Origin of the sequence: Chania multitudinisentens RB-25, assembly GCF_000520015.2 — a bacterium.
GTDB lineage: Bacteria > Pseudomonadota > Gammaproteobacteria > Enterobacterales > Enterobacteriaceae > Chania > Chania multitudinisentens.
Window position 1 is genome coordinate 1,014,569 of record NZ_CP007044.2, and the last position, 13,292, is coordinate 1,027,860.

Here is a 13,292-nt window from a genome sequence, read left to right on the forward strand (position 1 = left end):
TTAACGACGACCTTCAGCAATTGCGGTCACCGCCTGAATTTCTGCGGCTTCCTGTTCTTGCTGCTCCTGGCGCTCACGTACATCAAGGATCTGGCTGTTGATTAGCCCTTCTTCAATTTCGCGCAGAGCGATAACGGTGTACTTATCGTTCTCTTCGGGTACCAGAGCATCTTTACCACCGGTCTGGATTTGACGTGCCCGACGAGCAGCGACCAACACCAGGTCAAAACGGTTACCAATTTTCTCTACAGCGTCTTGAACAGTTACGCGTGCCATATTTGTGCTACTCCACAGGTGACGAAAAGACTGGGCATAATACTGAAACTGGCTTCAGTCTGCCAATAGTTTGCTGATTAAAGCGTCATGCCGCAGTATTTGGCGGCCCAAACGCAAACGTTCGGCGCGAATAATGGTTTTCAGATCGGACAAAGCCAGATCGAAATCATCATTCACGATTAAATAATCATACTCCGCATAGTGTGTCATTTCTGCAACGGCTTGCGCCATGCGTTTAGCGATCACGTCGTCTGCATCTTGCCCGCGCCCCCGCAGGCGGCGGCCTAATTCTTCCTTCGACGGCGGCAGAATAAAGATGCTGCGTGATTGGGGCATTTTGGCGCGGATCTGTTGTGCCCCCTGCCAATCGATATCAAGAAAGACATCAACACCGGTTGAGAGCACCAGTTCAATCGCCGCGCGTGACGTGCCGTAATAGTTACCAAAGACTTCAGCGTGCTCAAGAAATTCATCCTGCTCAATCATACGGCGAAATTCGTCTTTGGAGACGAAAAAATAATGCTCGCCATGATTTTCGCCCGGGCGGCTATCACGCGTAGTGTGTGAAACCGAAACTTGCGTGTCGTACAACGGTTGTGTCTTTAACAAAGCCTGAATCAGGCTTGATTTCCCTGCACCGCTGGGTGCAGAGACAATATAAAGCGTGCCTTGAACCATGATGATATTCGTTGATAGCGGTTGATAAGCCAGTGATAGCGGATGTGTATTTTCTCCGCACAGTATACACGGCTAAAGCACGGTATGCAGTGTTAGGTCGCATTTTGGCCGCTGCTTTCTGTTAAAAACAGGGGAAAAAAGCGAATTTGCGTAACGTATCTGGAAAATTTCGAGGTTTTCAGCAAGTGCTTATTCCTTTTTGGAATCACTTTGCATTTTTGTTTTTTCGTGATCGCCAATGTCGTGATTTCCGTTTTTACTACCCAGGACCAAGGAGGTGCACGATGTTGGGATACCGTGATCGCATCCGGAATGTGCTGATCGCCGCAGGGCTTCTGTGCGGCACAAACACCATCTGGGCGCAAACTTGCCCAGATTGGCGGCAGGAAAGATTGCAGTTGGAGATAACGGCATTAAATAGCCAACTGATGCATTGGGATGATGCTTATTATCGCCAAGGCCGCAGCTTAGTTGATGATGAGATATACGACAGTTTGCTACAACAACTGCAATTTTGGCAAAGCTGCGCAGGCCAGGAACCATTAGCGGACGCCGGGCAAATTTTACCGGCAGGCAAAATTCAGCATCCTGTGGCCCAGACCGGCCTGCGTAAACTGCCGGATCGTGCTGCTGTGGAGCAGTGGATGCAAGGGCACCGTGATTTGTGGGTTCAGCCCAAGGTTGATGGTGTGGCCGTCACGCTGGTTTATCAGCAGGGGAAACTGATCGGTGCGATTAGCCGGGGGAATGGGCAGAAAGGGGAAAACTGGTTGGAAAAGGTCAAAGCCATTCCTACGGTTCCCCAACATTTGCAGAGGGCGCCTGCGCGTTTGGTGTTACAAGGAGAACTGTTCCTGAAGGTGAACAATCATCGTCAACAGGCTCTTGGGGGGATCAACGCACGGGCAAAAGTTGCCGGCATGTTGATGCGTAAACAGCTTTCCCCAGAACTGAACCAGCTTGGTTTGTTCATCTGGGCATGGCCCGATGGCCCACCAAACATGGCTGAACGTTTGCAACAGCTTACCGCGATGGGGTTTACCCTTTCCCAGCAGTACTCCAAACCGGTCAAGACGCTGGCTGAGGTAGAGCAGTGGCGTACATCCTGGCATCGTGGCCCTTTGCCATTTGTCACCGATGGTATCGTCATTCATCAAGGAGGAGTTCCCGAAGGGCGTTACTGGCAAGCCAAACCTAGCGATTGGGCCGTTGCCTGGAAATACCCACCGGCTCAGCAGGTAGCCAGAGTGACGGACGTTGAATTTGCCGTAGGTCGTACTGGAAAAATCGCTGTGGTGTTGCTCTTGGAGCCGGTACAGATAGATGACAAATGGGTCCGGCGGGTTAACGTTGGTTCGTTGCCACTGTGGCAGAAGTGGGATATTGCGCCGGGTGATCACGTTGCGATCGGCTTGATGGGGCAAGGTATTCCGCATCTGAATCGTGTCGTTTGGCGGGCGGTAAAACGGGAGCGTCCCATAGCACCAAGGCCCGAGAATTATCATCCGCTGAGCTGCTTTACTCCACAACCCGGTTGTCGTCAGCAGTTTCTGGCACGTTTGGTATGGCTGAGTGGTACTCATGGGTTGGATATAGATGGTCTTAATGAGGCCGGATGGCAATCGTTGATCGCTCAGGGGCTGGTTGATGATTTGCTTGATTGGTTGCTATTAACTCCAGAACAGTTGAACGGTGTGCCGGGTATGGGTAACAAACGTGCGCAGGCTCTTTACCAACAATTTCATCAAGCGCGGCAACAACCCTTTGGGCGTTGGTTAATTGCGCTTGGCGTACCGCTTTCCCCTATTCAGATGGCTGAGATACAGGTGAAAAACTGGCAGCAAATGCAGCAGATAACGCTAAAGAGATGGCAGGAAGTTGCTGGTATTGGGGCTAAAAGAGCCAAGCAGATTCAAAGTTTTCTGCAATCATCGGCCATGCATGAGTTGGTAAACACGTTGGTGGAGCAAGAGATCAACGGCTTCGGTTCGTTACCGAATCATTCCATGATGGTAGGCTATACCGAAAATACGGAAAATGAATGAGATAACGCCGGGCTCTTTCAGGTGATGGTTATATTTTCTGTAGTCTTTGGCTCTGCTCCAAAATAACCACAAGTAAGGAAAATGAAAATTAAGATGAGAAACGCTTCAATGCTGGCAGCGGCTGCTGCGATCTTATTGTTGAGCGGCTGTGTTGCACCAATCCAGCAGGCCACGTCACAGAAATCGGTGCTTTGCGGTGTGGGGGAGCCGATGGTACAAACCACGCTTTACTTCGGGTTAAACCGCCCCGTAGGGCCAGTAATCACCGCTGTGGAATGGCAATCTTTTGTCGATCAACAGGTGACTCCGCGCTTTAAGGAAGGGCTATCGGTATTTGATGCGAAAGGGCAATGGCTGGGAAATGACGGTAAATTAGCGCGGGAAAACAGCAAAGCGCTAATGTTGATTCATACACCAGGTGCGGAAAGTGAGCAGAATATTGAAGCGTTGCGTACTCATTACAAACAGCAGTTTGTACAGGATTCTGTGATGCGTGTTGATACGCCGGTGTGTGTGGCATTTTGACAGGTAAATAGTTTGGGTTATGCCCGACAAATGGCCACCGGCAGTGACCATTTGAGAGCTGATACTTTTAGAGAACCAACCCGGCAACTGCCGCTGAAAGCAGGCTGACCAGTGTTGAACCGTAAACCAGTTTCAGGCCGAAACGTGAAACGACATTGCCTTGTTGTTCGTTCAGGCCTTTGATGGCACCGGCGACAATGCCGATAGAGGCAAAGTTGGCGAAGGACACCAGGAAGACTGAGAGAATACCCAATGTGCGCGGGGACATTTCCGCAGCGATTTTTTTCAGTTCGATCATCGCCACAAATTCATTCGCAACCAGTTTGGTGGCCATAATACTGCCCGCTTGTAATGCATCGTGAGCAGGGATGCCGAGCAACCAGGCCAGCGGGTAGAATACATAACCTAGAATTTGTTGGAAGCTGATGCCGAAAATAGCTGCAAAAATGGCGTTCACCGCCGCGATTAGCGCAATAAACCCGATCAGCATGGCGGCAATAATCATCGCTATTTTGAAGCCTGCCAGAATATATTCCCCCAGCATTTCAAAGAAGCTTTGGTCTTCATGCAGCTTGTTCAGCTTCAGTTCTGGTTCATCTTCAACCTGATAGGGATTGATAATGGAGAGAATGATAAATGTGCTGAACATGTTGAGGATTAACGCAGCCACTACATATTGAGCATCGATCATCGTCATATAAGCCCCTACGATTGACAATGATACCGTCGACATTGCAGTGGCTGCCATGGTGTACATTCGGCGCGGAGAGATATCCGCAATAATGCCTTTATAAGCAATAAAATTTTCAGATTGCCCAAGTACCAAGGTGCTGACGGTGTTGAAGGATTCCAGCTTGCCCATGCCATTCACTTTGGAGAGCAGTGTACCCACCGCGCGGATAATCAGCGGCAATATACGAAAATGCTGCAAAATACCGATCAATGCGGAGATAAAAATAATGGGGCATAAAACGCCAAGGAAAATAAACGATAACCCCTCTTTGCTCATGCCACCGAAAACAAAATCGGTGCCCTGTGCAGCAAAGGTCAGCAAAGTTTCAAAGAATCCGGCCACATGTTTGATCGCACCCAACCCGCTTTCCGAGTGCAGCAAGAAGTAGGCTAGCGCCACCTCAACGACCAGAAGCTGAATAATATAGCGCGGGCGGATTTTTTTCCGGTCATGGCTGACCCATAACGCGAGGGAGATGATAACAAGCAGTGCCAAAATAAAGTGCAAAATTTGTGACATAAACAGTCCGAACAGCATACAGGCTAGAAAAAAGGTACTTATACCCAATTTGCTGCCGTTCGTCAGCAAGAGGGATGGCTCAAATGAACCATCCTTCCTGTTATCCGGTAGTTAACTCAAATCAACATTCTTACTGCCAAAGAACCAGGTAAAAATGAAACCTGCCGTGTAAGCCACCAATAATCCAGCGGTGTAGACCATGATCCCGGCATAGATGCCCTGTGCCGACGTCATCAATGGAATAGATACGATACCGGAAGGACCAAAGACAGTGTTAAGACCAACGGGTAATCCCATATAAGCGACCATCCCAATGAAGAACCCACCAACGGCTCCCCCGATACAGGCGGTGATAAAAGGTTTCACTCTGGGTAGAGTAACGCCATAAATCAGAGGCTCACCGATTCCAAGAATACCAGGAATGATGGCTCCCTTGATTTGAGTACGCAGTATCGAGCCCGTTTTCGCTCTGGCGTACAGTGCCATTGCGGCCCCTACTTGCCCCCCACCTGCCATGGCTAGGATCGGAAACAGTGAGTTGAAGCCTTGGGCATCCATTAAAGCGAAATAGACCGGAACAAACCCTTGATGAATACCAAACATTACTGCAAGCAGGAACAGGCCAGCCAGAATGGCGCTACCAAACGGGTTGCCATTCAGATGTAAAAACAGCCATGACATCCCTTTAAACAGTTCCCCGCCGATTGGCATGATAACCACGAACGTCACTGCGCCCATAATCAGCAGGGTAATGACTGAGGTCAGTATCATGTCCAGATTATCGGGGATAAATTTCCGTACCGTCCGCTCAACCCATGCGCCCAGAATAGTAGCAATCAGCACGCCAATAATGCTGCCTCTAGGATCGATAGGCAGGCCAAAGAAACTATCAATGCCGGAATAGTAACCGACCTTGGCGTCTGGTACGTAGCCCAGCACAAACAGCGAAGCAATAATGGCTCCATTCACCCCTGTGCCACCAAACGCTTTTTGCGCATTATGGCCGATAAGAATACTCAAAAAGGCAAACAGGCCTTTGCTGAATACTTTCATATAACCAATTGCGCTGATGAGCCAAGGATTGGGTGACTCAACGCCAATGACCATGCTTTGCTCAAGCAGGGTTGCAATCCCTAACAACAACCCTGCGGCAATGAAGCCAGGAATCAATGGGGTAAAGATGGTGGCAAACTTAGTGAAAAAATGATGAATAGCGCTACTTTGCTTTGATTTAAGCTGCTTTTTATTCTCCGAAGCAATTGCGTTAAGATCCTTGGGAGTATCAGACGTATTCTGTTCAGCTCGGCTTAGCAATGCATTCATCATTTCCGCTGCGGTTTGCGCTTTACCCGGCCCCAGGACGATCTGCAACTGATCGTCCCCCTCAATAACACCCATTACGCCTGCGATTTTTTTCAGTGCATCGCGGTCAACGAGTTCTCTGTCCCTCAGGGTTAGGCGCAACCGCGTCATGCAGTTGCCGCAAATCGCGATGTTACTGCCACCGCCGACATGACCCAAAATTTGTTCGATCATTGCTTCATTAATTTTCGCCATCGGATTGACGTCCTGTTCCTGATAAGACTGCGCGGATAAAACCATTGTTGTGTTTTAGAATCGCACTGGCTTCGGTGGCCGAGAGGTTAGCCAGTACCATGACTATCGCGGTTTTACAGTGGTGCCCACAGGCGTTTAAGGCTTCGGAGGCACGTTGGTGATTGCACGTGGTTGCTTGCATAACGATGTTAATCTGGCGTTGCGCCAGCTTGGCATTGGTGGCTTCAACGTCCACCATCAGATTACCGTAGACCTTGCCGATACGGATCATTGCCCCAGTACTCAGCATATTGAGCACCAGTTTTTGTGCCGTCGCTGCCTTCATGCGTGATGAGCCAGTGACCACTTCACCTCCTACCACGGGTTCGATAGCAATATCGGCCAACTGACTCATTTCACTGTTTTGGTTACAGGTGAGTGCGATCACCGTTGCTCCTTGAGCACGGGCATAGCGCATGGCACCCATGACATAAGGCGTGCGTCCGCTGGCTGCGATGCCGACGAGAACATCATTGGCATTAAAATTCAGGTCACGCAGATCTTGTTCCCCTTGGGCACTATTATCTTCGGCGTTTTCCACTGCCTGTAAAATAGCCGTATGTCCCCCAGCAATCAGGCCGATCACCTGTTCGCGTGGTGTACCATAGGTTGGTGGGCATTCGCTAGCATCCAGAATGCCCAAACGCCCGGAGGTGCCAGCTCCGCAGTAAATCAAACGGCCTTCGTGAGTGAAGGCTGCGCTAATGGCATCCACAGCCTCTGCTACCTGTGGTAACACACGCTCTACCGCAAAAGCGACTTTTTTATCTTCGGCATTAATAACCTTAAGCATCTCTAGAGTGGATAAGGTATCAATATTTTCACTGTCTGGGTTACGGCTCTCGGTAACTAGAGTTGATAAATCAATTTTCATTGTAATCTCAGGGGGGTTGGTATTTTGGAATAATTAATTCCATTTATAATTAAATCAACAAATATTTTATTAATTTGAAGGGTTATGTGACCGTTGTCAACTTACCATAACCCCCTCTTGTTGATATCCATGTTGTTTTAGGTACTGGCAGCGTAAGATAGCTGGGGTAAAATCCGCTTTTTTCGTTGACAACGTGAGTTACCACAGCGATGAGATACACGCAAAAAATAGTTCATAACAAAGAGTCATTCACTTCCGGAGAGCGTAAGATCGCGGATTATGTGTTGGCAAACCCCGATAAGCTAAAACAGCTTTCCTCACAGGGGCTGGCGATGATTTTGGGGGTTAGCCAATCCAGCGTTATTAAATTTTCTCAGAAGCTGGGGATGAAAGGTTTTACCCACTTAAAAATGGCTCTCATTGAGGAGTGGGGGCAGCAGGTGTCTGAACAACGACTACAGAGCTCGCATATTCATAATGGCATTAACAGTGATGACAGTTTGCCGGATATCGCCGAGAAATTATTTCTGGAAAAACAGCAAGCGTTGCGAGATACAACTGATAGCCTGGACTTTGCTCAACTACAGCATGTTGTGTCGCATATTCAGGCGGCCAAACGCGTTCAAATTATCGGTGTGGGTGGTTCATCGCTCATTGCCAAAGATCTTGCTTATAAGCTGATGAAAATTGGTTATTCGGTAATGAATGAGTTAGATAGCCACGTCCAAATCACGGTTGCCCAATCTCTGAACCCAGCTGATGTACAGATTATTATTTCATTTTCCGGTAAGCGCCGGGAGATTTTAATTGCTGCTGAAGTTGCCAAAAAAAGGGGAGCCACGCTGGTTGCTATTACTTCTTTGCAACATAATCCGTTGAGAGAAATTGCGGACTATACGCTGGATACCATTGCTGATGAAACCCGCTGGCGCAGTTCCTCTATTGCTGCCAGAACGGCACAGCACACTATCATTGATTTGTTGTTTGTCAGTCTTATACAGCAGAATAGCGAAGAGAGCCGTCATTTTATTCAGCAAAGCCAGACATTGGTTGAGCAGTTGAGTAACAAATAGTGGCTCGTGGATGCACATAATGCGGTTTTGCATTATGTGCCCCTCCTATTCACTTCGGGCACAATTTATTAAGGGTGAAGCTTGCCTGAATTAATGAGTGTCGCCCATAGTTATCATTATCCAAACCATAATATCTTTCTATTTTCAAAATGATAACCAAACGTAGGTAAACACCTTCCCTCAACTGGGGCGAAGGGTTTGCTGTCAAATTCATCTCTAAAATTATCTTCGGTTTCGCTACCAATCTGAATTGAGGTTATACGATCTCCTGGCTTTACAACAAAAAGCCCGACGTATTGCGGGCTTCAATGATTATTTGCGGCTTCTTGATTCTTCCTGAATATTTACTTGGTGAGTATCGGCGTCAAAGCCTTTTATTGACTGGATTTCTTATAATGCGTTGATTTTCCGGCATGGTACCACCGAGCTCCTGGATGGTTTGTCGCACCTTTCTGCCAACATCAAAATGAGTCTGATTTGCCTGTTGTTTTGATTTCACCTGATCTCGGCGCAATTTTTCCTCGGCCTGTGTTGCTCGGAATAGGTTGGCAGCAAGTTCAGTAGAGCCCATATGATCGAGTATTTTTTGACTCTTTTTTAGCCCCTTGCGCTGGTGGATAGCCTTTTGATCCAACCCACCGTATAGGCCTTGATAGCCATGGTTCTGAAATATGGCAAAATCCAACGTTGTCTCTACCCCTGCTTGTTGTGCGACCTCAACCAGTTGTTTGTTGTGCTCTTTTAATTCATTGCGCAGGAACAGCCGTTTTTCATCTTCGCGAAGGCATTTGAATGTTTCGTCATCAGCAAGTTCTTGCCTACGGGTTTGCATTGCAAAGTAGGTTTGCCCGGCCGCAATCACAGTCTTGCTTGGATCACCATTCTGCACGACAAGATAGCAAGCATATCTGGAGAGCTTAACGTCTTTAAGCTCTCTTAACGCGCCTGAGCCAATTTTGACCATTGCGAGGACATCCTCGAAATGGTCTTCGACATAATGACCACTGTTTAAACAAGCCTCTTTTGCGCGTTCTAACACTGGAGCAAAGTGTCGGTATTCCGAGTAATCCAGAATCTTAGATAGATCACGGGCAGACCAAAATTCAATGCCATTGTCATCTTGCTGTCTGAATTGCTCAAATGGTTGGTGATGTTCGTTCATAACGCATCCTTTCGGCCGTGTAATGGGATGTACATCTACTCAATGCAAGGAAGGGCATTAAAGCGCATGCAACAGCATAAAGAGTGCTGATTAAGTGCTCAATAGTATCGAACGGTTTATGTCTCAGCTGTTCAAGGGTAAACCTGCCTAACGGCCATCACCCACGCGCTGTTATCTGGTACCTGTTGTGATAACCAGCAGCGCCGGTGACAGTTAACCTCTCCCCGCGGGTGGATCACCAGCAGTTCAAAATCGATTACCTGTCTAAAGCAATAAGCCTTATCTTGTCAGGCTCATTGCATAGTGGTAATGGTGAGCCAGAGGAACATAACCTGAGATGTTGAGGCGATTAGTGAGTAAAGTTGTAGCAATAAAAAAGGTATTTGAGAAATTTATAGGGGCTACATTGATTGGTTACTCTACCGCAGAAATTTTCTCTGATCAGTGGGAACCATGGAATGATTTACCTATCAGGCTGAATTTTAATAACGGTCAACTAATCTCCGTTGCTTGGTCAAGATTCGATGATTTATGGCTTTCAAATGACCAATCATTACCTTTCGATATCTATGATAGTAAGGTTCGCTGGGTTGAAAATGCGTTTGAGGATGTTAACAGGTTAATTGGCGGGGTTATCTTATCTGTTTCTCTTGGGTCAGGTTACCTGGAGCTAGAAGGCCAAGAAATCACCTTGGACACACGCCTTATAATTGAAACCGATCAAGGGATGATGGATATCTTCAATGCGCTTGATGAAAATGGATATGCTTATCTCCCCACTCGCCCCCAAAATCTCACGGTGTGCATACCGTAACGACTTCGGCTATACGTTTGCCACGTTTGGGAAGCAAGGCAAGGGAATATTATTCCTCTTGCCAGCAGAATTAATCGCAATAGCAGGCTTGGCAAGTGACAGCTCCGCATAGGAGCCGATAACCATTGCGCGAGCCTTTCCAGCGAATTTATACCGGAAGCGCCAGAAGGGGGGATGTGTAGTTTTCAGGGAAGCACAGATACAACCCACCACCGTCAGCGCGGCCTGCAAAACGTTCACCGGCCTTTATCCAGGCGCGGATCTGCATATCTGTTAGCTTTGGCATCGTGTATACCTGAATATTGAATAGGGCGTGTACATAAAGCCATTCCTAAAAATGTCACTATGTACATGGTAATGATGCGCTTTCTTGTTTCTTTATGCTAGCTCATGACAACAAAAAAGCCCGCTGTTATGCGGGCCTTCTAGTTTTATGCGGCTTGTTGATTCTTCCTGAATATTTACTCGATATTTTGGATCTGCTCACGCATTTGTTCGATCAACACCTTCAACTCAATGGCAGAAGTGGTGATGTCGGCATTGATGGATTTAGAAGCCAGCGTATTCGATTCACGGTTGAATTCTTGCATCATAAAGTCAAGGCGGCGGCCAACGGCTTCCTTTTTCTTCAGGATATTGTGTGTTTCTTTCACGTGTGCTTCCAGGCGATCTAATTCTTCCGCCACATCAATACGCTGCGCCATCAGCACCAGTTCTTGCTCCAGACGGGTGTTTTCTAACTGAACCTGCGCTTCTTCCAGCTTGCCGAGTAGGCGTTCACGCTGCCATTGCAGGACGTTTGGCATTTGTGCACGCACTTTAACCACTTCGGCACTCACGCCGTCAAGACGTTGTTCAATCAGAGCTTTGAGTGCTGTACCTTCGCTTTCACGCGCGGCAATAAAATCATCCAGTGCACTTTCCAGCGCCTGCATCAATTGCGCACTGATGGCGTCCAGATCCTGCTCCTGGGCAGACATCACGCCCGGCCAGCGCAGTACATCGATAGGGTTGATTTCCCCTTCGTCGCTTTGCATTTTGACCCAGTTAGCCGCTTCAACCAGCTGCTTTGCCAGTTTTTCGTTCAGGATCAGCGAGCTTTGCGCGTTGGGATCGAGTTCGAAACGCAGGTTACATTCCACTTTACCGCGCGTCAGGCGGCTACGAATACGCTCACGGATCACTGGCTCAAGGCTACGGAACTGCTCTGGCAGGCGGATATAGGTTTCTAAGTAGCGTTGGTTAACGGAACGCAGCTCCCAAGCTGCGCTGCCCCATTCACCCTTGATTTCACGCCGGGCGTAGGCGGTCATGCTGCGGATCATTGATGCGTACCCATAGGAGGAAAAGATGAAACGATTATAGCGTTGCACCTGCGGGCAGGATAGGCATAACAGCACGAAGCCCGTATAATGCGCAACCAATCGTTGATTTGAAGCCGGAGAGAGCCCATGCGTCCTACAGGCAGAGCACCACAACACGTTCGCCCCCTGACACTGACTCGTCACTATACGAAACACGCTGAAGGCTCCGTGCTGGTTGAGTTTGGCGATACCAAAGTTTTGTGCACCGCCACGGTAGAAGAGGGCGTTCCACGCTTCCTTAAAGGCCAGGGGCAGGGGTGGGTTACCGCAGAGTACGGCATGCTGCCGCGTTCTACCCACAGCCGTAATGCCCGCGAAGCCGCTAAAGGTAAACAGGGTGGCCGTACGCTGGAAATCCAGCGTTTGATCGCCCGTTCGTTACGTGCGGCGGTAGATCTGAAAAAGCTCGGCGAGTTCACTATTACCTTGGATTGCGATGTGTTGCAGGCTGATGGTGGTACTCGTACTGCTTCCATCTCTGGGGCTTGCGTAGCACTGGCCGATGCGCTTAATGCGTTAGTGGCTACTGGCAAGCTGAAAGCCAATCCGATGAAAGGGTTGGTGGCTGCGGTTTCGGTGGGCATCGTTAACGGCGAAGCGTTGTGTGATTTGGAATATGTTGAAGATTCTGCCGCAGAAACGGATATGAACGTGGTGATGATGGAAGATGGCCGTATGATCGAGGTGCAGGGCACCGCCGAAGGCCAACCGTTCAGCCATGATGAATTGCTGGCGTTGCTGGCATTGGCCCGAGGGGGTATCGAAACGATCTTCCAAGCGCAGAAAGCGGCACTGGCAGAGTGATTTTTTTAAGGCGACGAAGTCGCCTTTTTTATGCCCGGTTATCGGGCGGCAGTAGAAACAGAGATATACCCAATATTCTTGGTGTTGCAGGGAGGTAATCGGCGAGTGCTGCTAATACCTTGTAGTTTCAAGCAAGTGGGACATAACAGACCAGATAAGGAGAAGTAGTAATGAAAGCCTATCAGCGCCAGTTTATTGAGTTTGCGCTTAATAAACAGGTATTGAAATTCGGTGCGTTTACCCTGAAATCCGGCCGGGTCAGCCCGTATTTCTTCAATGCTGGCCTGTTTAATACCGGGCGTGATCTTGCATTGTTAGGGCGTTTTTATGCCGAGGCGCTGGTTGATTCTGGCATTGATTTTGATTTGCTGTTTGGCCCGGCTTATAAAGGTATTCCAATTGCGACTACCACGGTTGTGGCACTGGCGGAACATCACGAGCGCGATGTTCCGTACTGCTTCAATCGCAAGGAAGCCAAAGACCATGGCGAAGGGGGAACACTGGTGGGCAGCCCGTTGCAGGGCCGCGTTATGCTGGTGGATGATGTCATTACAGCAGGTACGGCAATCCGCGAATCAATGGAGATCATCAGTGCCAATAACGCCAGCCTGGTCGGCGTGCTGATTTCTCTCGATCGCCAGGAGCGTGGCCGCGCCGATGTCTCTGCGATTCAGGAAGTGGAACGCGATTATCATTGCAAGGTGATTTCCATTATTACCTTGAAGGATTTGATTACGTATCTGGAAGAGAAACCGGAAATGGCGGGCCACTTGGCTGCTGTGAAGGCCTATCGCGAGCAATACGGCGTTTAAAATAGTAACGCCGGGTT

Annotated in this window: 13 protein-coding genes and 2 pseudogenes; 6 read left to right on the plus strand and 9 right to left on the minus strand. The window is 48.7% G+C overall.

All coding sequences use genetic code 11. The features are described 5' to 3' along the window. A complete protein-coding gene (rpoZ, locus tag Z042_RS04390; RefSeq protein WP_024482945.1) occupies positions 1-276 on the minus strand; it encodes a DNA-directed RNA polymerase subunit omega in 276 nt (91 codons plus the stop codon). 54 nt (positions 277-330) lie between these two features. Continuing rightward, positions 331-954: a guanylate kinase gene (gene gmk, locus Z042_RS04395; protein ID WP_024913520.1), complete on the minus strand. Its 624-nt coding sequence runs from the start codon at positions 952-954 to the stop codon at positions 331-333. A 284-nt stretch (positions 955-1,238) separates the two neighbouring features. Here gmk and ligB point away from each other — a divergent pair, with 284 nt between their 5' ends. Together ligB and Z042_RS04405 are read left to right on the plus strand one after the other, a co-directional pair. Further along, positions 1,239-2,999 carry an NAD-dependent DNA ligase LigB gene (gene ligB, locus Z042_RS04400; RefSeq protein ID WP_045784778.1) on the plus strand — a complete coding sequence of 587 codons (1,761 nt, stop codon included), beginning with the start codon at positions 1,239-1,241 and terminating at the stop codon, positions 2,997-2,999. Between the two features lie 93 nt (positions 3,000-3,092). Then, on the plus strand, positions 3,093-3,524 hold the full coding sequence (locus Z042_RS04405) for a DUF3574 domain-containing protein (protein ID WP_024913518.1): 432 nt from the start codon (positions 3,093-3,095) through the stop codon (positions 3,522-3,524). A gap of 67 nt (positions 3,525-3,591) precedes the next feature. On the opposite strand, the gene Z042_RS04410 is transcribed toward Z042_RS04405, so the two are convergent. The 3 genes from Z042_RS04410 to murQ form a co-directional block, all read right to left on the minus strand. After that, on the minus strand, positions 3,592-4,776 hold the full coding sequence (locus tag Z042_RS04410) for a NupC/NupG family nucleoside CNT transporter (RefSeq protein ID WP_024913517.1): 1,185 nt from the start codon (positions 4,774-4,776) through the stop codon (positions 3,592-3,594). A gap of 111 nt (positions 4,777-4,887) precedes the next feature. Next, positions 4,888-6,333 (minus strand): PTS N-acetylmuramic acid transporter subunit IIBC, encoded by a 1,446-nt coding sequence (gene murP / locus Z042_RS04415; protein WP_024913516.1) that lies wholly within the window; start codon positions 6,331-6,333, stop codon positions 4,888-4,890. Next, positions 6,320-7,246, minus strand: a complete 927-nt coding sequence (gene murQ / locus Z042_RS04420) for an N-acetylmuramic acid 6-phosphate etherase (protein ID WP_024913515.1) — start codon at positions 7,244-7,246, stop codon at positions 6,320-6,322. Before murQ ends, murP begins: the two co-directional genes overlap by 14 nt. Positions 7,247-7,455: 209 nt before the next feature. Between murQ and Z042_RS04425 the strand changes: the two genes are divergently transcribed. After that, positions 7,456-8,319: an SIS domain-containing protein gene (locus Z042_RS04425; RefSeq protein WP_024913514.1), complete on the plus strand. Its 864-nt coding sequence runs from the start codon at positions 7,456-7,458 to the stop codon at positions 8,317-8,319. A 116-nt stretch (positions 8,320-8,435) separates the two neighbouring features. Here Z042_RS04425 and Z042_RS26935 read toward each other — a convergent pair whose 3' ends face one another. Both Z042_RS26935 and dinD read right to left on the minus strand, forming a co-directional pair. After that, positions 8,436-8,579: a putative T6SS immunity periplasmic lipoprotein gene (locus Z042_RS26935; RefSeq protein ID WP_470255727.1), complete on the minus strand. Its 144-nt coding sequence runs from the start codon at positions 8,577-8,579 to the stop codon at positions 8,436-8,438. A gap of 146 nt (positions 8,580-8,725) precedes the next feature. Continuing rightward, positions 8,726-9,481 (minus strand): annotated as a pseudogene (gene dinD, locus Z042_RS04430) (DNA damage-inducible protein D); the annotation flags it as partial. Positions 9,482-9,833: 352 nt separating this feature from the next. Between dinD and Z042_RS04435 the strand changes: the two are divergent. Then, the gene (locus Z042_RS04435; RefSeq protein ID WP_154666879.1) at positions 9,834-10,295 is read left to right on the plus strand and encodes a hypothetical protein; all 462 of its coding nucleotides are present in this window, start codon (positions 9,834-9,836) and stop codon (positions 10,293-10,295) included. Positions 10,296-10,382: 87 nt separating this feature from the next. Here the strand turns inward: Z042_RS04435 and Z042_RS24780 are convergent. Both Z042_RS24780 and Z042_RS04440 read right to left on the minus strand, forming a co-directional pair. Beyond that, a pseudogene (locus Z042_RS24780) lies at positions 10,383-10,581 on the minus strand (Arm DNA-binding domain-containing protein); the annotation flags it as partial. A 175-nt stretch (positions 10,582-10,756) separates the two neighbouring features. Then, the gene (locus Z042_RS04440) at positions 10,757-11,620 is read right to left on the minus strand and encodes a YicC/YloC family endoribonuclease (protein ID WP_024913512.1); all 864 of its coding nucleotides are present in this window, start codon (positions 11,618-11,620) and stop codon (positions 10,757-10,759) included. 126 nt (positions 11,621-11,746) lie between these two features. Here Z042_RS04440 and rph point away from each other — a divergent pair, with 126 nt between their 5' ends. Together rph and pyrE are read left to right on the plus strand one after the other, a co-directional pair. Continuing rightward, on the plus strand, positions 11,747-12,463 hold the full coding sequence (gene rph, locus Z042_RS04445) for a ribonuclease PH (protein ID WP_024913511.1): 717 nt from the start codon (positions 11,747-11,749) through the stop codon (positions 12,461-12,463). A gap of 170 nt (positions 12,464-12,633) precedes the next feature. Then, positions 12,634-13,275, plus strand: a complete 642-nt coding sequence (pyrE, locus tag Z042_RS04450; protein WP_024913510.1) for an orotate phosphoribosyltransferase — start codon at positions 12,634-12,636, stop codon at positions 13,273-13,275. The last annotated feature ends 17 nt before the right edge of the window (positions 13,276-13,292 follow it).

What these genes read in the sequence shown, in the direction of transcription:
- murP (WP_024913516.1), bottom strand. Translation starts at nt 6,333, where the DNA reads ATGGCGAAAATTAATGAAGCAATGATCGAACAAATTTTGGGTCATGTC.
- rph (WP_024913511.1), top strand. Translation starts at nt 11,747, where the DNA reads ATGCGTCCTACAGGCAGAGCACCACAACACGTTCGCCCCCTGACACTG.
- Z042_RS04425 (WP_024913514.1), top strand. Translation starts at nt 7,456, where the DNA reads ATGAGATACACGCAAAAAATAGTTCATAACAAAGAGTCATTCACTTCC.
- ligB (WP_045784778.1), top strand. Translation starts at nt 1,239, where the DNA reads ATGTTGGGATACCGTGATCGCATCCGGAATGTGCTGATCGCCGCAGGG.
- Z042_RS04440 (WP_024913512.1), bottom strand. Translation starts at nt 11,620, where the DNA reads ATGATCCGCAGCATGACCGCCTACGCCCGGCGTGAAATCAAGGGTGAA.
- murQ (WP_024913515.1), bottom strand. Translation starts at nt 7,246, where the DNA reads ATGAAAATTGATTTATCAACTCTAGTTACCGAGAGCCGTAACCCAGAC.
- Z042_RS04405 (WP_024913518.1), top strand. Translation starts at nt 3,093, where the DNA reads ATGAGAAACGCTTCAATGCTGGCAGCGGCTGCTGCGATCTTATTGTTG.
- Z042_RS04410 (WP_024913517.1), bottom strand. Translation starts at nt 4,776, where the DNA reads ATGTCACAAATTTTGCACTTTATTTTGGCACTGCTTGTTATCATCTCC.
- gmk (WP_024913520.1), bottom strand. Translation starts at nt 954, where the DNA reads ATGGTTCAAGGCACGCTTTATATTGTCTCTGCACCCAGCGGTGCAGGG.
- pyrE (WP_024913510.1), top strand. Translation starts at nt 12,634, where the DNA reads ATGAAAGCCTATCAGCGCCAGTTTATTGAGTTTGCGCTTAATAAACAG.
- rpoZ (WP_024482945.1), bottom strand. Translation starts at nt 276, where the DNA reads ATGGCACGCGTAACTGTTCAAGACGCTGTAGAGAAAATTGGTAACCGT.